The 17,835-nt window shown below is 57.0% G+C and carries 18 protein-coding genes; 6 read left to right on the top strand and 12 right to left on the bottom strand.

Translation table 11 applies throughout. The features are described from left to right. Window positions 1-23 precede the first annotated feature (23 nt). On the bottom strand, window positions 24-1,109 hold the full coding sequence (locus Q1B46_RS12525) for a polyamine ABC transporter substrate-binding protein (RefSeq protein ID WP_299948427.1): 1,086 nt from the start codon (window positions 1,107-1,109) through the stop codon (window positions 24-26). 140 nt (window positions 1,110-1,249) lie between these two features. On the opposite strand from Q1B46_RS12525, the gene Q1B46_RS12530 reads away from it, so the two are divergent. Both Q1B46_RS12530 and Q1B46_RS12535 read left to right on the top strand, forming a co-directional pair. Continuing rightward, complete coding sequence (locus tag Q1B46_RS12530; RefSeq protein WP_299948429.1) at window positions 1,250-1,933, top strand: GntR family transcriptional regulator; 684 nt, start codon at window positions 1,250-1,252, stop codon at window positions 1,931-1,933. 75 nt (window positions 1,934-2,008) lie between these two features. Then, on the top strand, window positions 2,009-3,406 hold the full coding sequence (locus tag Q1B46_RS12535) for an aspartate aminotransferase family protein (protein ID WP_299948431.1): 1,398 nt from the start codon (window positions 2,009-2,011) through the stop codon (window positions 3,404-3,406). 40 nt (window positions 3,407-3,446) lie between these two features. On the opposite strand, the gene Q1B46_RS12540 is transcribed toward Q1B46_RS12535, so the two are convergent. Continuing rightward, on the bottom strand, window positions 3,447-4,739 hold the full coding sequence (locus Q1B46_RS12540; protein WP_299948433.1) for a lytic murein transglycosylase: 1,293 nt from the start codon (window positions 4,737-4,739) through the stop codon (window positions 3,447-3,449). A gap of 94 nt (window positions 4,740-4,833) precedes the next feature. Then, the gene (locus Q1B46_RS12545; RefSeq protein ID WP_299948435.1) at window positions 4,834-5,541 is read right to left on the bottom strand and encodes a YafY family protein; all 708 of its coding nucleotides are present in this window, start codon (window positions 5,539-5,541) and stop codon (window positions 4,834-4,836) included. Between the two features lie 82 nt (window positions 5,542-5,623). Here Q1B46_RS12545 and Q1B46_RS12550 point away from each other — a divergent pair, with 82 nt between their 5' ends. Together Q1B46_RS12550 and Q1B46_RS12555 are read left to right on the top strand one after the other, a co-directional pair. After that, window positions 5,624-6,322: a glutathione S-transferase family protein gene (locus tag Q1B46_RS12550; RefSeq protein WP_299948437.1), complete on the top strand. Its 699-nt coding sequence runs from the start codon at window positions 5,624-5,626 to the stop codon at window positions 6,320-6,322. Then, on the top strand, window positions 6,319-6,717 hold the full coding sequence (locus Q1B46_RS12555) for a DUF1801 domain-containing protein (RefSeq protein WP_299948439.1): 399 nt from the start codon (window positions 6,319-6,321) through the stop codon (window positions 6,715-6,717). The genes Q1B46_RS12550 and Q1B46_RS12555 overlap by 4 nt, the downstream gene beginning before the upstream one ends. Window positions 6,718-6,796: 79 nt before the next feature. Here Q1B46_RS12555 and rnr read toward each other — a convergent pair whose 3' ends face one another. Genes rnr through dapE form a run of 3 tightly spaced genes read right to left on the bottom strand, consistent with a single transcriptional unit; the run spans window position 6,797 to window position 10,832 of the window. Beyond that, window positions 6,797-9,055 (bottom strand): ribonuclease R, encoded by a 2,259-nt coding sequence (gene rnr, locus Q1B46_RS12560; protein WP_299948441.1) that lies wholly within the window; start codon window positions 9,053-9,055, stop codon window positions 6,797-6,799. A 58-nt stretch (window positions 9,056-9,113) separates the two neighbouring features. Then, window positions 9,114-9,689 (bottom strand): TIGR04282 family arsenosugar biosynthesis glycosyltransferase, encoded by a 576-nt coding sequence (locus tag Q1B46_RS12565; RefSeq protein ID WP_299948443.1) that lies wholly within the window; start codon window positions 9,687-9,689, stop codon window positions 9,114-9,116. 3 nt (window positions 9,690-9,692) lie between these two features. Further along, window positions 9,693-10,832: a succinyl-diaminopimelate desuccinylase gene (gene dapE / locus Q1B46_RS12570; RefSeq protein WP_299948445.1), complete on the bottom strand. Its 1,140-nt coding sequence runs from the start codon at window positions 10,830-10,832 to the stop codon at window positions 9,693-9,695. A gap of 207 nt (window positions 10,833-11,039) precedes the next feature. Here dapE and Q1B46_RS12575 point away from each other — a divergent pair, with 207 nt between their 5' ends. Next, window positions 11,040-12,098, top strand: a complete 1,059-nt coding sequence (locus Q1B46_RS12575) for a transporter substrate-binding domain-containing protein (protein ID WP_299948447.1) — start codon at window positions 11,040-11,042, stop codon at window positions 12,096-12,098. An 82-nt stretch (window positions 12,099-12,180) separates the two neighbouring features. Here Q1B46_RS12575 and Q1B46_RS12580 read toward each other — a convergent pair whose 3' ends face one another. Further along, entirely contained in the window at window positions 12,181-12,525 is a 345-nt protein-coding gene (locus tag Q1B46_RS12580; protein ID WP_299664402.1) for a hypothetical protein, read from the bottom strand. A 167-nt stretch (window positions 12,526-12,692) separates the two neighbouring features. Here Q1B46_RS12580 and Q1B46_RS12585 point away from each other — a divergent pair, with 167 nt between their 5' ends. Next, a complete protein-coding gene (locus Q1B46_RS12585) occupies window positions 12,693-13,535 on the top strand; it encodes an isocitrate lyase/phosphoenolpyruvate mutase family protein (RefSeq protein WP_299948449.1) in 843 nt (280 codons plus the stop codon). A gap of 148 nt (window positions 13,536-13,683) precedes the next feature. On the opposite strand, the gene dapD is transcribed toward Q1B46_RS12585, so the two are convergent. The 5 genes from dapD to Q1B46_RS12610 form a co-directional block, all read right to left on the bottom strand. Then, window positions 13,684-14,511: a 2,3,4,5-tetrahydropyridine-2,6-dicarboxylate N-succinyltransferase gene (gene dapD, locus Q1B46_RS12590; protein ID WP_299948451.1), complete on the bottom strand. Its 828-nt coding sequence runs from the start codon at window positions 14,509-14,511 to the stop codon at window positions 13,684-13,686. A gap of 92 nt (window positions 14,512-14,603) precedes the next feature. Beyond that, a complete protein-coding gene (gene bioB / locus Q1B46_RS12595) occupies window positions 14,604-15,569 on the bottom strand; it encodes a biotin synthase BioB (RefSeq protein ID WP_299948453.1) in 966 nt (321 codons plus the stop codon). After that, on the bottom strand, window positions 15,562-16,149 hold the full coding sequence (locus tag Q1B46_RS12600) for a biotin transporter BioY (RefSeq protein WP_299948455.1): 588 nt from the start codon (window positions 16,147-16,149) through the stop codon (window positions 15,562-15,564). The genes bioB and Q1B46_RS12600 overlap by 8 nt, the downstream gene beginning before the upstream one ends. Window positions 16,150-16,269: 120 nt before the next feature. After that, the gene (locus tag Q1B46_RS12605) at window positions 16,270-16,869 is read right to left on the bottom strand and encodes a GntR family transcriptional regulator (protein WP_299948457.1); all 600 of its coding nucleotides are present in this window, start codon (window positions 16,867-16,869) and stop codon (window positions 16,270-16,272) included. Between the two features lie 44 nt (window positions 16,870-16,913). Further along, window positions 16,914-17,825 (bottom strand): threonine/serine dehydratase, encoded by a 912-nt coding sequence (locus Q1B46_RS12610; RefSeq protein ID WP_299948460.1) that lies wholly within the window; start codon window positions 17,823-17,825, stop codon window positions 16,914-16,916. Window positions 17,826-17,835: the final 10 nt, after the last annotated feature.

Consider the following 17,835-nt stretch of genomic DNA (forward strand, 5'->3'; position numbering starts at 1 on the left):
GTCTGCCTTGCGTTACCATCAGATCAGGTGCCTGATTTCACTTTGGTCCAAAGACGCGTCACCACCCGTTGGATCTTTGCCGGATAGGGCGTGGTGATATAGAGGTTCTGCATCGTCGCATCGTCCGGATAGATTGCCGGATCACCTATTACGTCCTCTTCCAGGAACTCCTGCGAGGCCTGATTGCCGTTGGCATAATAAACATAGTTCGACGCGGCAGCCATGTTGTTGGCATCCAGAATGAAGTTCAGGAACTTATGCGCGCCTTCCGGGTTCGGAGCATCGACAGGTATCGCCATCTGGTCAAACCACATCAGTGATCCTTCCGCAAAGGGGTGGTATTCGATGACCACGCCATTATCCGCCTCATCAGCGCGGTCGCGGGCCTGCAGAATATCGCCCGACCAACCCACGGCCACGCAGATATCACCGTTGGCAAGCGCATTGATGTATTCCGAGCTGTGGAACTTTTGAATATGCGGACGCACGCCGGTCAGAACCTCTTCGGCCTTCTCGATCACGTCCTTGTCATGGCTGTCCGGGTCCTCGCCGATATACTGGAGCACCATTGGAATGATCTCGGCAGGCGCGTCCAGGAAATGAACCCCGCACGAGGCCAGCTTTTCCATGTTCTCGGGCTTCAGCACAAGGTCCATGCTGTTAAGCGCAACATCGTCGCCTAATACCTCTTTGACCTTGTCGACATTTACGCCAAGACCGGTTGTCCCCCACATATAGTTGATCGAGTATGCGTTTTTGGGGTCATAGCCCGCAGTACGTTCCTGAATCACGTCCCACAGGTTCCCCGCATTCGACAGCTTGGCGGCGTCGAGTTCCTGGAATGCGCCGGCCTGAATCTGGCGTTGCAAAAACGTCCCCGAAGGCACCACGACGTCATACCCCGACCCTCCGGCCAGCATCTTGGTTTCCAGAACCTCGTTGCTGTCAAACACATCGTAGATCAGGGTCAGGCCCGTCTCACTTTCGAATTTGCTCAGCAGTTCTTCGTCAATGTAGTCGGACCAGTTATAGACACGCACCTCTTCGGCAAACGCAGCCGAAGTCCCCAATGCGACAACCGCTGCCGTCCCCAGCGTTTTCAGTTTCATGTTACTCTCCCTGCAACTGTGCGGCCATTTTGACCTTTTTTTGGATTTGATCAAGTTTTGCGTTTCGACGCAGTTTCACTTATGGTTGGGACGGGTGTAGAATCCAGCAAGATAGAAACACGCGCATTGGGGTGAACCATTTGGATTTGATCAAAAATAAGGCAGGTATACCTCTGGATGATGAAGAAAAGCGCCCCGCACATGAACAGGTCTATCGTACACTGAAATCGCAGATTCTGTTTGGTGATCTGGTACCCGGACAGCCGGTTACGATTCAGGGTTTGACCGATTCTCTGGGCGTGGGCATGACGCCAGTACGTGAAGCGATTCGCCGCCTGATATCTGACGGCGCCTTGATCTTTCAGGGCAATCGACGGGTCAGTGTTCCCCTATTGTCAGCCAGCGATATCGAGCAGATGATATTCGCAAGAATTTCAATCGAAACAGAGCTTTCAAGGCGTTCTGCCAAGAATATCGCGGCCACCGACATTGACCGGCTCGAAGATTTAGATCAACGCTTGGATGATATGATCGCAGATGGGGATGTGGGCGGGTATCTGCGTTTGAACCACGCGTTTCACCAAGCGCTTTACTCGCACGCCGAGGCCCCGATTCTGGTTGATCTGGCCGAACGGTTGTGGCTGAGATTCGGCCCCTCGCTACGGATCGTATGTGGCCGCTTCGGGACTCAGAGCCTGCCCGACAGGCATAAAGATATTATCGCCGCTTTGCGTGATCAAAACGCCGAAAAGGCAGCAATAGCGACTGCGCAGGACATTGAGCAAGGCATCGGAATGATGGGCGACGCCCTGACCACCGCCTAGAATTCAGCGATTCGATTGACAGTATAAAATTTGATCATATTCTATCTCGCAACCACTGTTGCAGGAGATTCTCCGATGTCTACCATCACAAACCACTTGCCCACCGCTGAATTGCAGGCGCTGGATGCCGCACATCACCTGCATCCGTTTTCCTCCAATACAGCATTGGGAGAAGAAGGCGTCCGGGTCATCACGCGCGCAAACGGTATTTACCTGACCGACAGCGAAGGTCATGAAATTCTGGATGGCATGGCCGGATTGTGGTGCGTGAACATCGGATATGGCCGTGAGGAGCTTGCCGAAGCTGCCGCGCGCCAAATGCGCGAGCTGCCTTATTACAACACCTTCTTCAAAACAACTCATACTCCGGCCATTGCTCTCGCGGCGAAGCTGGCCGAACTTGCACCTGGCGATCTGAACCACGTCTTTTTCGCGGCAGGTGGCTCTGAGGCCAATGACACCAACATCCGCCTGGTGCGCACCTACTGGGCAGAAAAGGGTCAACCTGACAAGAACATCATCATTAGCCGCAAGAACGCCTATCACGGATCATCCGTAGGCTCGGCCTCTTTGGGGGGCATGGTGGGAATGCATGCGCAGGGCGGCATTCCGATCCCGAATATCCATCACATCAACCAGCCGAACTGGTGGGCAGAAGGTGGCGACATGACGCCCGAAGAGTTCGGCCTTGCCCGCGCACGCGAATTGGAAGAGGCCATTCAGGAACTGGGCGAAGATCGCGTCGCGGCCTTCATCGCCGAGCCGGTGCAGGGCGCAGGCGGCGTGATCATCGCCCCCGATACCTACTGGCCAGAAATTCAACGTATCTGCGACAAATACGATATCCTGCTGATCGCGGATGAGGTGATCTGTGGATTTGGCCGTACCGGCAACTGGTTTGGTTCAGAAACGGTCGGCATCAAGCCGCATATCATGACCATCGCCAAGGGCCTAAGCTCGGGCTATGCGCCCATCGGAGGCTCGATTGTTTGTGACGAGGTGGCTGAAGTCATCAGCGGCACTGAGTTCAATCATGGCTACACCTATTCCGGCCACCCGGTTGCTGCGGCTGTGGCGCTAGAAAATCTGCGCATTCTTGAAGAAGAGAAAATCATCGACCACGTGCGCGATGTGGCCGCCCCCTATCTCAAACAGAAATGGGAGGCGTTGATCGAGCATCCACTGGTCGGCGAGGCCAAGATCGTTGGTATGATGGCGTCGATTGCGCTGACACCCGATAAATCCAGCCGCGCCAAATTTGCCTCTGATCCGGGCACGGTTGGGTATATTTGCCGTGATCGTTGTTTCGCCAACAACTTGGTTATGCGCCATGTGGGTGATCGGTTGATCATCTCACCACCATTGATCCTGACACCTGCAGATATCGACGAGATGTTCGTGCGCATTCACAAATCGCTGGACGAAGCGCTGGTCGAGATCAACGAAAAAGGGTTGATGAAACCCGCATCGTGATCGGTGAATCAAGGGCGGTCTGTTTGGGTCGCCCTGACACTCAACGCATCCGTTCCAGTAAACTGAGCGATGGGTACCCGTCCGGGACCAGCCCTTGCGCAACCTGAAATGCGCGCACAGCGTCGATGGTATTCGGCCCAGTGCGCCCATCGATACCTTGTGTGTCAAAGCCCGCCTGCGTCAGTCGGCGCTGCAACTCTTTGCGTTCGATGAAGCTAAGGACACGGTCGCCGCGCGGCCAAGTCGCTTGAAACGGGGGGGCGCTTGCAAGCCTGTCGGACAGATGCCCGATCCCAATCACATACGCGTCGGCGCCGTTGTAGGCTTCAATCACCTTGAAATTGTTAAAGATCATCAGCGCGACACCCCGGCCACCTGCCGGTAGCAGGATCGCCGCCTGGCCGTGATCAGGTACTGCTTCGCCAGTATGTGTTAAAACACCCCGGGCCGCCCATTCCGATGGCATCAAGGTAAAGTCGCGTCTCGCTTCGGTATAATCAAAGCCCGACGGCAACTGCACCTCTACCCCCCAGGGTTGACCTTGGGTCCATCCATGTTTGGCCAAATACGCCGCGGCCGAAGCCAACGCGTCGGTTGGATCGTCCGACCAGATATCACGCCGCCCATCACCATCGAAATCGACGGCATGATCAAGAAATGAGGTCGGCATGAACTGCGTGTGCCCCATTGCACCAGCCCAGCTGCCAACCATATTCCCTGCATCAACGTCCCCGGCCTGTAGGATCTGAAGGGCTGCGATAAGTTGGGATTCAAAAAAACTTGCCCGCCGCGCATCAAAAGCCAGGGTCGCCAGCGACCGGATGGTCTGCTTGCTGCCCCGATAGGTCCCGAACGAGGTCTCAAGCCCCCAGATCGCGGTGACGACCTCTTTTTCGACGCCATAATGCGCCTCGATCCGGGTCAGGGTTTCTCGGTACTGGTTCAGCCCGGCGCGACCATTCGAAACGCGTGTATTCGACACCGCCGAATCCAGATATTCCCAGATCGGCTTGGAAAACTCTGCCTGATTGCGATCTCGTTTGATGCTGTCGCTGTCATAGGTCACCCCAGCCAATGCGCGATTCAGCGTGTTTGCCGAGATACCCGTTGCCTGCGCCCTCTCGCGAAACGCCGCCAGCCAAGCCTGAAAGCGTGCATTCCCTTCTGCCGATACACGATGCAGCTCGACCTTTGGGCGCAATTCGGGCCGAACAGAAACTGTTACATCCGCCGAAGCAAGTTGCACATTGTCGACCAATGGTCGGACCAGAGGCCGTACCGATTTATCTGTTGCATCCGCCTGCACGATGGATGCCCATAATGCGACGGTCATAACGCCGCCTACGCATTTACGCATTCCGTTTTTACCTGATTACTGCTCAGCACCAACGATAGCGCAATATCGCGTTTTTACAAAGCGCCGAGCGCTAGGTTTCCTGATCCTGTGCCTCACGCTCTGCACGAAGTCGGGCTATCGCCTCTCTCAGCAGTGGGATGCGCTTGGGTCTGAAGCTTTCCTCGGTCACGTCCATTTCCTGCATACGATCCAGCCGGAACACGCGAAAATCTCGACGCAGGTGGCACCAGCTAAGCAAAACGCTGGAGCGATCCATGTAAACAATGCCCAGCGGATTAACTCGACGCCGGGTATCCGCGCCATTGGCATCTGTATAGGCGAACTCCACCATGCGTTCATCCCATGCTGCTTGGCGCAGGTCGGCAACATCGATCGTTGGTATCGCCGGGCGATTGAACCGTTTGGCTGTCAGAACCGCGTGACTCAACCGGTGTGACTGCCGCTGGGGTAACCGTCCCTGAAGCTTTCGCAAAGCCTCGCTTGCGGCATTAGACAGTGCCGGGTCGCCGATCAGTTGTACCTCGCGCAAGCCCAAAACCAGCGCTTCAAGCTCGTCATTGGTGAAGCCCAGCGGCGGTAAGGTCGCATCTTCAATCAGCGTGAATCCGAATCCAGCTTCTCCGTCGATCACGGCACCCAAACCACGCAGAGCATCGATATCGCGGTGCACCGTACGTGGTGAAACGCCCAAATCCTGTGCCAACTGAACCGACGTTCTGGGCGACGGGCCAGAGCGCAGGGCTTGCATCAACTGAAACAGGCGGGCGGTGCGAGACATAATGCACAATAGCCTAAACCTAATGACAGGAACTGTCATCAGTTCGAAGTATCCCTTGGGAATACCAACGATGGAGCCGATGATGCTGACCCTTCTCACCTTCCCCTCTGCCTTCGGTCTGTTCAGTGCCAGCCCGTTCTGTGTGAAAACGGCCCTGATGCTTCAAAGCGCAGGCAAGCATTGGCAACGGTCCGACCTGCTGGACCCCCGCAAGATGCCGCACCAGAAACTGCCGGTCCTGCGCACACCCGAGCATCTGATCCCCGACAGCGACCTGATCCGTGAATGGCTTGAAGCCCAAGGCGCCGACTTCGATGCAGGCCTGAGCGATCTGCAAAAGGCCCAATCCCGCGCCCTGATCCGCATGGCCGAAGAACATTTGTACTTCTATGTCGTACAGGACCGCTGGGCCAACGATGAGGTCTGGCCAATCCTGCGGGATACGTTCTTTTCGATCATTCCCGCCCTGATCCGCAAACCGGTTTCGAACTCGATCCGCAAATCTGTTCTCAAAGGGCTTGAATTTCAGGGCGTGTCCAGGTTTTCGTCGGCTGAGCGTCAGGATCGACTGGAACGTGATCTTGAGGCGATATCGGCTTACCTTTGGCACTCGCCCTACCTGATGGGCGAGCAGCCTACGTCGGCAGACATGAGCGTTGGCCCGATGCTGGCCGCAATGCGCGCAACACCGTCAGATACACCGCTGACCCGCAGGGTCAAACAGGATAAGATACTGATCAGCTATATTGACCGGATGGAACAGGCGATCCCACTGCCATGACCCCCTTTGAAGACGCAAACGTCGCCGCAGCTTACGATGCACTGCCGGAAGAAACTCGCGTAGGTGCATTTGCGCTGCGTACTTTGATCTTTGAAACGGCAGCATCTCTGCCGCGTGCCCAACCACTGCAAGAGGCGCTGCGTTGGGGACAGCCCGCCTATCTGGCACCAAAGGGGTCAACAATCCGGCTGGGCGGGCACAAAACTGCCCGCTTTGCGCTGTACGTACATTGCCAGAGCCGGCTGATAGGGGATTTCATATCAGCCTTTCCAGGCGAAGATCAGATTGAAGGCAATCGCGCCGTTCTGTTCGACACGCCGGATCAGATCGATCCCACACGCCATGGCTGGCTAATTGCCCGCGCGTTAACCTATCACGTTTCGGCAAGAGCCTAATTCCCCAAACCCACTTTTTGCGTTCAAGGCAGAGCAGAGAGGCCGCTAAATCTCAGGCTGCCTTTTCCGAAACGGGTTATCATTTCTGACGGCGCTTGCGTTCCACCTTGCGCTTGATCTTGTCCTTCTTGCGCTTGGTACTGACCGCCTTGCGCCGCGATCCGCGCTTCGCCGGGCCGCGACCACGAGGCAAGGCCTGATCATCGATGGATAACAGCTCCAACTCCAGCCCGCCCGTCACCGGTGTCGCTTCGGTCAGACGCACAGTGACGCGCTGGCCAATGGCGATGATCAGGCCTGTGTCTGAGCCCATAAGTGTTCCGGCCTCGCGGTCGAAATGAAAAAACTCACGCCCCAAAGACCGTACAGGGACCAGCCCGTCAGCACCAGTTTCGTCCATTTTCACGAAGGCGCCGAACCGCGCGATACCGCTGATCCGACCGCTGAATTCATTGCCGACCCGTTCGCTAAGATAAGCAGCCAGATAGCGATCGGTGGTATCGCGTTCGGCCATCATCGAACGGCGCTCGGTATCCGAGATATGGGTGGCGGTTTCTTCCAGCCGTCCGATCTCATCCTCGGTCAAACCATCTTCGCCCCAGCCGTGGGCCGTGATCAACGCACGATGCACGATCAGGTCCGCATAGCGGCGGATGGGTGAGGTGAAGTGTGCATAGTTTCGCAACGCCAGACCGAAATGGCCGAAATTCTCGGGATTGTAGTACGCCTGCGCCATCGAGCGTAGGGTCGACAAGTTGATCAGCTCCGCATCCTCAGTTCCGGCAGCGGCGTTTAGCAAGGCGTTCAGGTGGCGGGTCTGTAAAACCTGCCCCTTAGCAAGATTCAGCCCTGCCGCCTGCGCCGTTTCGCGCAAGCTCTCCAGCTTTTCCGGAGCGGGCTCTTCGTGCACACGAAACAGTAGCGGGCGACGTTTCGCGATCAGCGTCTCGGCGGCGGCGACATTGGCAAGGACCATGAATTCCTCGATCAACTTATGTGCATCCAACCGATCACGGAAGGCGACGCTTTCGACCTCACCACTTTCGCTGAGAATAATTTTGCGTTCCGGCAGATCCAGCTCCAACGGCTGCCGCACCGCACGCGCCTTTTTCAGCGCAGCATACGCGGCATAAAGCGGTTTCAGCACTGTCTCCAACAACGGCCCCGTCCTGTCGTTGAGACTGCCATCAATGGCATTCTGCACTTCGACATAGTTAAGCGAAGCGGCAGACCGCATCAGCCCTCGCACGAAGCGATGGTCGATCTTATTGCCCTCTGCATCGATCTGCATCCGAACGGCGATGCAGGCCCGCGGGACGCCTTCGTGCAACGAACACAGGTCACCCGACAAGCGATCCGGCAGCATCGGCACCACACGGTCAGGGAAATAGCTGGAATTGCCGCGTTTGCGCGCCTCTCGGTCCAGCGCGGTACTGGGCTGCACATAGGCGGCAACGTCAGCAATGGCGACCCAGACCACATGGCCGCCCTTGTTCTTGGGATCATCATCTTCATGTGCATAGCACGCATCGTCGTGATCCCGCGCATCCGAAGGATCAATTGTCAGCAGCGGTACATCCCGCAGATCCTCGCGCCCTTTCAGGCCAACGGGTTTGGCTTTGTCGGCCTCTTCGATCACCTTGTCAGGAAAGTCATCCGGGATACCGTGCTGGTGAATGGCGATCAGCGAAACGGCTTTGGGGGCCGAGGGATCACCCAGCCGTTCGACAATACGTGCACGCGGTAGGCCCATGCGGTTTTTCGGTCCAGCTTGTTCCGCCTCGACCAGTTCACCATCATTCGCTCCGTGAACCGCCCCGTCGGGAACCAGCCACTCGGTCTGGCCGGCCTTATCGATCGGGACAATCCGGCCACCTTCGGCCCCTTTGCGGAAAATGCCAACGATACGCTTCGGGTTGGTCCCGATGCGTCGGATCAGCCGGGCCTCATAGTTGTGATCTTCCTCATGCACGACGGTCAGACGCGCCAGAATCCGGTCGCCCTCGCCCAACGCCGGATCACTGGCACGGGCAATGATCAGCACAGTGGGCTCAATACCTTCGCCATGCCATTCCAATGGACGCGCGAACAGATCGCCATCGGCATTCGGAGCCTTCACCTGCAGCACACTGACCGGTGGCAGGCGGTCAGGATCTCGATAACTGCGCTTACGCTTTTCCAGATGCCCTTCAGCCTCAAGCTCTTTGAGGATTCGCTTCAGGTCGATCCGTTCAGCGCCCTTGATGCCAAAGGCTTTGGCAATGTCGCGTTTCGAGGTCAGGGTGGGGTTCGCCGAGATCCAATCGAGGACCTCCTGCTTGGTCGGAATGCGTGTCATGAGTTTGGCCTAACACGGGCGTGCGACCGCGTCATGACCAAAAAAGCGGCGCATCGTGTCAGCCGTGCAGATCGGCCACGGTATCCACATCGCGCAAATGATCCAGCAGCGCCACCCGACGCCCGGCAACCGTTGCCAGCGTGTCGGCCAACGCATGTTCCGTCGACCAGCGCACGTCTTTGAACAACCCCGACGGCAGCGCACCAAAGCGCTGCGCGCCGACAAGCCAATAGCCACCGTCAAGTGCTGGGCCGAACACCATTTCGTTGCGCCCCAACGCGCTATAGGCCCGCGCGATGTGACCTTTTGTGATGCCCGGAATATCCGCACCGATTAAGCATACCGGCCCTTGCGGAGCCCCGCGCAACATCCGCCCCATGCGATCACCCAGATCACCGCGTCCCTGCGCCACACGCGGCAGATCAACGGGCCAGACCCGGCTGTTTATCCCCTCGCGATCCGGAGAGACGGCCAGAACAATCTGCCAACGCGGATCGCGCAGGCGCCGGATTAAGGACCGCGTTTGATGCCGAAACCACCACGCTGCGCCGACCATGCCAATGCCGCGTCCCAAACGGCTTTTTACCCGCCCCGGTCGCGGTTCTTTCACCATGATAACCAGTGTCCGCTGCATGTTTCAGGCGAAATAGTCGGTCAGAATGCGGGTATAGATCGCCTTGAGTTGATGGATTTGCGCGACTTCGACGCATTCATCAACCTGATGCATGGTGCGCCCAACCAACCCAAATTCGACCACCGGGCAGTGGTTCTTGATAAACCGGGCGTCCGATGTGCCCCCGGTCGTTGAAAACTCGGGGCAAACTCCGGTTTCGGTCTCGACCGCCTGCGCCACCAGATCAGACAAAGGTCCCGGCGGGGTCAGAAAGCTTTCGCCTGAGATCTTTATCTTGGTTTCGATATCTACATCAAAGGTTTCGGCGACCGTAGCCGCCTCTGATTTCAGCCACTCGCTCAGGCTTGCTCCGGAATGCAGGTCGTTGAACCGGATGTTCACCGTTCCGCGGCATTGCGCGGGGATGACGTTCGTCGCGGGATTACCCGCATCAATCGTCACTACCGCCAGGGTTGAGGCATCAAAGTGATCGGTTCCCTGATCAAGTTCGTGACCGGCCAACCGATCCATCAAGCGCGCCATTGCGGGCAACGGGTTCTTCGCCCTGTGCGGATAGGCCGAATGCCCCTGCACGCCGGTCACAGCGAACCACGCTGTCATCGAGCCGCGCCGCCCGATCTTCATCATCTCACCCATTGTGTTGGGGCAGGTTGGTTCACCAACCAGACAAACCGACATCCGTTCATCCGTTGCGCCCATGTGATCCAACAGAGCGACTGTGCCATCCAGCGCGTCCCCTTCTTCATCGCCTGTGATCGTCAGGATAACCGCCCCGTCCGGGGGCGTGTCTCGTACAAAGTCGATGGCTGCTGCGGCAAAGGCGGCCACGCCTGATTTCATGTCCGTCGCCCCCCGGCCGTACATGACGCCATCACGGATCTCTGCGCCGAACGGAGGCATGGTCCAAGCGGCCGCATCCCCAACGGGAACAACATCCGTATGCCCGTTGAAGCCGAAGCTGCGCGCATGCCCTTTCTGCCCCCAACGGGCGAACAGGTTGCAGATGCCGGCACGGTCCACGCGTGTGCATTCAAAGCCCGCCTCGCCCAGTACGCGCTGCAAAAGAACCAACGCCCCGCCCTCTTCAGGTGTGACCGAAGGGCAACGGATCAGATCTGTTGTCAGTTCAACTGGATCAGTCATAACGAGCCTCTTGTCTGTATGGATGCCGATGTTCGTGCACAGATTCAACGAATTGACCGGATTGCCAACCCCGAACAGGTAATTTCCTGTGCCATTAGAAGCGACCTCTCATGGTGACACCACCATAGAACATGCGCGTTGACCTTGCGGTTGCCTTGCAGCACGACCCTGATTTGCGTTAGAGGGCCGCGAAACAGGTGAGTCGACATGAAGCGCATTGTCTTCGCAATGATCTGCCTGACTTTCGCCGTTCTCGCGCAGCAAAGCCAGGCACAGACCCTTAAGGTTACGACGGTAACCCGCCCTCCGTTTTCCTTTGTCGAGGACGGGGCGCAGACCGGATTCTCAATGGATCTGCTGGCCGCGCTCTCCGAATCGCTGGGTTGGGAATACTCGGTCAACCGGGTCGAGAGCTTCAGTGATATGCTGGGGGCGGTTCAGGATGGCTCTGCCGATTTGGCGATTGCGAATATTTCCATTACCGCCATGCGCGAAACCAGAATGGATTTTACCCAACCCATCTTTGAAGCCGGGTTGCAAATCATGGTCCCGTCAGAGGCGGCACGCCAGCCATCACTGCTACATGCCTTACTGTCACGCGAATTGTTCATCGCCATAGGTCTGGCCTTCGCCATTTTGCTTGGCGGTGGCATGTTGATGTGGGGGTTCGAACGACGCGCGCAGCCCTATTTCGACCGAAAATTGAATGAGGCGTGGTTCCCCTCGTTCTGGTGGGCCCTCAATCTGGTGGTCAACGGTGGATTTGAAGAGCGGATGCCCCGAACGCCGTTTGGTCGCTTGCTGGGTGTTGTACTGGTGGTTTCGTCGCTGTTCATCGTGTCTGTCTTTACCGCGCGGATCACGTCGGTGATGACCGTGGATGCAATTACCGGCAGCGTAAATTCGATCAATGACCTTTATGGCAAACAGGTCGGCACGATTTCCGACTCGACCGCCGCCAGTTTCCTCAACCGGCGCGAGATCGAATACGCCGGATATGGCGACCTTCAGGAAATGCTGACCGCTTTCACCAACAAGGATTTGGACGCCGTCGTTTTTGACGCCCCGATTCTGTCCTATTACGCCAGCCACGAAGGCCGCAGGATCGCGACGATGACCGGAGGAATTTTCCTGCGCGAGAATTACGGGATCGCATTTCCGACAGGATCGCCACTGGTCGAAGACGTCAACCAAGCGCTGCTTTCCCTGCGCGAGGACGGCACATATGATGAAATATACCGCAAGTGGTTCGGCGCGCGGAACTAAGACGCTTTGAGCTTCCTCTGAAACACGCGTTCAACCGAGGGACGAGACAGCGAGTTTTGATTCAAACCAAATATAAGGCGCGCTAAGCGGTTTCCTCGTCACCGAAGAACGGTGTCATCTGCGCCACGATAACGGCGTTCTCATCCAGCGCCCGCTGCATCAGGGCACGTTCATCCGGGTCAATCTCGTGACCTTGTGCCTCACGCTCGGCCAACGTGCCGTATCCGGTGACATCCAGCGGCGCAGTATCGGCCTGCTTCAGGATCGCCACGGTTTCGCGCACGGCTTCGGCCTCGTCCACGCCGCTGGCAAAACACATCAGCGCCGCGCCGGTCGCGCTTTCAGGCAGACCGTCCCCATCCTTCCGGCCAATCTGAACCAGTAGAGTATAGACTTGCTGGCGCGAGGGCTTCTTTTGCTTTTCCATAGCGCGGCCCTTAGCGGCGCATCAAGACTTGGTCAAGGTTGGACCCGCGTTTTAGACAGGAGCGTTTGAACTTTCAGCGATCATTGTACCCTCGGGCTCACACATTTTGTTCGCTTTATGTTCCATCTCGATGTACCTTTCTTTTAAGGCAGGCAAAGGAGTGCGTTATGTCGGAGCAACAGGACAAATTTCAACGCTTCAAAGACCTGCATGAAAGAGAACGCGCTTTCGTAATTCCCAATCCTTGGGACGCGGGCTCTGCGCGCTTGCTTGAGAGCTTAAGGTTCGAAGCCCTCGCAACGACGAGCGCAGGATATGCTTTCTCAAAGGGCAAAAGAGATTCTTTTGCGGCACTTGGTAGAGATGAAATCCTAGATAATGCGGCCGAGATCGTCGCGGCCATCGATCTTCCGGTCTCTGCTGATCTTGAAGACGGGTTCGGAAAAGCGCCGGAAACCTGCGCACAAACCATTCGCATGGCAAGTCAGGCGGGTCTGATTGGTGGATCAATCGAAGACGCAACCGGAAACCCGGACACGCCCATTTATGATCTCTCTTTGGCAAAGGAACGCATTCAGGCAGCTGCGGAGGCTGCAAAAGAACTGCCGTTTCTTTTGTCCGCCAGAGCTGAGAACTATCTATGGGGTCGAGCGGATCTGACCGACACAATCAAACGTCTGCAAGCCTTCTCGGAGGCTGGAGCCGACGCGCTCTATGCCCCGGGGCTGCCGGACATTGAGGCAATCAGAACCGTCTGCGCCGAAGTTGACAAACCTGTAAACGTGGTGATGGGGCTGACAGGCCCACGCTATACCGTGTCTGAGCTGTCACAGGCCGGTGTTTGCCGCATCAGTGTTGGTGGATCGTTCGCCCGTGCGGCATTGGGTGCGTTGAAGCGAGCTGCGGAAGAGGTGAAGACCTATGGCAGCTTCAACTATTCTGAAGACGCAATGCCCGGGTCCGAAATCAGTAAACTGATGATTCAAGATAAATGCGATGAAAGGGAGTGACAATTCTATCCTGCAATCGAACAACCCATGCACATTCCCGAATGATCAGACCGTGAATTGACATTCAATCTGCAACAAGAAATTCGGCTACAGAAAAAAGGGCTGCAAGTTAACCTGCAGCCCTGATCATTGGATTTGATTGCAGTGCTCAATCGCGAAGCAGTTCGTTAATACCGGTCTTCGATCTGGTCCTTTCGTCAACCCGTTTCACGATGACTGCGCAGTACAGGCTAACATTGTTCTTGGACGGCATCGAACCGGCCACAACGACCGAATAGGGCGGCACTTCGCCATACATGACCTCGCCGGTTTCACGATCCACGATCTTGGTGGACTTTCCGATGAACACGCCCATTCCAAGCACCGAGCCTTCGCGGACAATGCAGCCTTCGACCACTTCGGAACGCGCGCCGATAAAGCAATTGTCTTCAATGATAGTCGGACCAGCCTGCATCGGCTCCAACACACCGCCGATGCCAACACCACCTGACAGATGTACGTTCTTGCCGATCTGTGCGCACGACCCGACGGTCGCCCAGGTATCAACCATGGTGCCCTCGTCAACATATGCACCCAGGTTGACGAATGAGGGCATCAGCACCACGCCCGGTGCGACATAGGCCGATTTCCGCACTACGCAGCTGGGCACCGCACGGAAACCCGCAGAACGCCACTGGTTCTCACCCCAACCGGCAAACTTGCTGTCCACCTTGTCCCACCAGCCCCCGTCCTGAGGACCACCGGTCTGGATCTCCATATCCTTGATGCGAAAGCCGAGAAGAACAGCCTTCTTAGCCCACTGGTTCACATGCCAATCACCGCTTTCCAACTTTTCGGCGACACGCAGCGATCCACTGTCCAACGCGTTCAGCGTATCTTCTATCGCTTCACGCTGTTCGCCTGTGGTGGCAGGTGTGATCGTATCACGTACCTCCCAGGCGGCTTCGATGGCGGCTTCCAGTTGTGCGTTTGACATGTAAGGGCTCCTTGCAGAATCTGTTCGCGTTGGTGTGGCCTATACGCAAGCGGAACCCGTGGCGCAATGCGACGCAGGCGTCCATGTTCGCGTCAACCTTCAGCCAGCGCACCAAGCGCGGAAAACATATCCCGGTCATCTTGCGTCCCCGCATTGGGCGCGGTCAGCAATACGTCGCCGTAGAAAACCGAATTCGCACCGGCCAGAAAGCACAATGCCTGCTCGGCAGCGGAAAAGTCTGACCGTCCTGCGGACAGACGCACCCGTGTTTGCGGCATGGTAATCCTGGCGGTCGCAACCATGCGTACCAGATCGAAAATGCCCACCTTTTCACGATGTGCCAGCGGGGTACCCTCGATCGGGATCAGCGCATTGATCGGAACACTTTCCGGATGTGGGTCAAAATTCGCAAGCACCTGCAGCAGCGAGGCGCGGTCTCGCAGGCTTTCGCCCATACCAATGATGCCGCCACAACACAGATCAATGCCCTCGTCCCGGCAATAGCCCAGGGTTTCCAGGCGGTCCTGATAGGTGCGTGTGCCGATGATCTCACCGTAGAATTCAAGCGAGGTATCAAGGTTGTGATTGTAAGCGGTCAGCCCTGCTTCGGCCAGCCGTTGGGCTTGATGCGGCTTCAGCATTCCAAGCGTCACGCAAGCTTCCATCCCCAGACTGCGGACACCGCGGACCATTTCCAGAACATTGTCGAACTCTTCCCCGTCCCGCACCTGGCGCCACGCAGCCCCCATACAGAACCGCTGGGCCCCTGCATCCCTTGCCCGTTTGGCAAGCGAAAGGACATGCGCGGGATTCATCAGTTTTTCCTTGGTCAGCTCGACTTCACGATGATGCGCGGATTGTGGACAATAGGCGCAATCCTCCGGGCAACTGCCGGTTTTGATCGACAGCAAGCTGGCTTTCTGAATGTCGTTCGGATCGTGATGGGACCGATGGATAGTGTTTGCGCGGCCGACCAGATCCAGCAGGGGAAGGCGCAACAGCGCCTCCACCTCATCCACGGACCAATCGCTGCGGATGTCCTGTCCGGTATCAAGCATCCGTTTGCGACCCACGGATTTTCTGCATCAGGCCCGTTGGCAGGCCAATCGCCAGAATTGCCGCTAGCGTGATCTTGACAAGATCACCCACGATGAACGGGCTGAAACCGTAAGCCAGAACCTTATCTGCGGGAACAAACTGAGCCAGCCATCCCAGACCCAGCACATAGATGACTGCAAGGCCAGCCAACATGGCGGGAACCAGAAACATCTTGCGCAGGTTGTCCGCCACCCAGCCGACAATGAAGGATGCAACGACAAATCCCAGCAAATAGCCACCGGTGCCGCCCATCATATAAGCCAGCCCGATGCCTTTTCCCGGCGTCCCGGCAAAAACCGGCAGGCCCATCGCACCGGCAACCATATAGCCGATTACGGTTGCAGCCCCAAGGCGAGTTCCAAAGGCTGCGGCAATCATCATGACTGCCGCGACCTGCAGAGTAATTGGTACTGGCCAGAACGGCACCTGGACCTTTGCGCTGGCGGTTAGCAGCAGGATGCCCAACCCAACACGAAGCGCCTGTCCCACAGGGGTTAGAGCGCCTGCAGGGGGCAAGGTGGATTGTAGCATGGTTTTCATTGGATTTCCTTTTTATAGATAATTTTGACAAGATTCGCATTATGTTGTCATTTTTATCTATTTTAAATCAAGCGAAATTTATGCTGGTGCATCAGAATGCCACTTACGCACCTGAAAAGATCAGCTTGCGCGGCGGATATGACGGACCAGTATTGATGAGGCCGCCGTAACGTCCTTGCTTTTCAACGCCTGAATGATGGCCGCGTGATCCGTATCAATGCGCTGCACCCATTTGGGTCGCCAATGCGCAAACAGGTGCCGAGCACTGGCAATGTGCAGATCGTCTATCGCATGCAGAAGGCGCGGCAATCCACACGGGGTTAGGATTGATCGATGAAAGATCCTGTTTCGCGCTTCCCATTGAGGCATGCTGTCCGCCTCATCGCAGGCTTTTCGAGCGTCATCAGCTGCTTTCAGCGCCGCTGGCGTCATGTTCTGCGCTGAATGCTGCATCGCCAGTGTCTCCAATGCGACACGCATTTCGATCACCTCCCGCACCTCGGCGGGATCCAGCGCGGTGACACGCATACCCTTTCGCGGCTCGCTCTTGGCCAACCCATGCGCTTCGAGCCGTAGCAGCGCTTCGCGCACCGGTACATGGCTGGTGTCAAAGTCACGCGCGATATGGTCCTGGCGCAGCTTCTCACCGGCGGACAGATCCCCGGTTATGATTTGTTGGCTCAGTGCCTGATATATTGTGTCGGCGATGGTTGCGGTCATGAATTATAGATAAAATTCATGACCGATTTCTACAAGCGGTATTTTCAGCCGCATAACGGGTCGGGAGAAATGTTGCCTCCGCAGATCAACACAGCGACACGCTCATCCGGCGCGGGTTGATAGGCACCCGAAATCAACGCGGCAAGGGCGGTTGCGCCTGCGGGCTCGACCAGGATTCGATGTGTTTGCCACAGGCATTTCTGCGCGTCGGCTATGGCCTCGTCTGATACCAGAACCGAAGCCATCCCTTGCGCCAATTCGAAACAAATCGATCCGATCCGCCGGGCACCCAACGCATTCGCAGCAATACCCGAAACCGTGACATCGACAGGCTTACCCGCCTGCAAAGCTGCGTTCAACGCGCACGAAGTTTCGGGTTCGACCGCAACAACCTTGCGCGCGCCCTGTAGCCAGGCCAGGGCGCCAGCGATCAGGCCGCCCCCGCCCACAGCGATCAGGATGGTATCAGCTTGCAGGCCCTGCGCCTCCCATTCAGCAAAACATGTGCCTTGTCCGGCCACAGTTGCAGGTGCGTCATAGGCGTGGATTTGCATTGCCCCGGTCCCAGACTCGTGCGCCTGCGCACCCATCAGTGCATTGGCATATTCACCGGACACAACACTCAGGTCCGCACCCGCCTGCTTAACCAGAGCAATCTTCGAGGGCCCTGCCAGCTCGGGCACAAAAATCTTGGCCGGGTAACCCAATGTTTGCGCGGCATAGGCTGCTGCTGCCCCATGATTGCCACCTGATGCGGCCACAACACCTGCCTTCGGAACATCCATGCTAAGCAACGTGTTGAACGCCCCACGGGCCTTGAAGCTGCCGGTGTGTTGCATATGCTCAAGCTTCATCTCGACCGGATAACCCAGCATGTGGCTTTCCATCACAGGCGTGACCTGCGCGTATCCGGCGATGCGATCCCGCGCTGCGGAAATTTCACTCTTCCAATCCATTACTTGTCTT

This window comes from uncultured Ruegeria sp. (genome assembly GCF_947500045.1).
GTDB lineage: Bacteria > Pseudomonadota > Alphaproteobacteria > Rhodobacterales > Rhodobacteraceae > Ruegeria.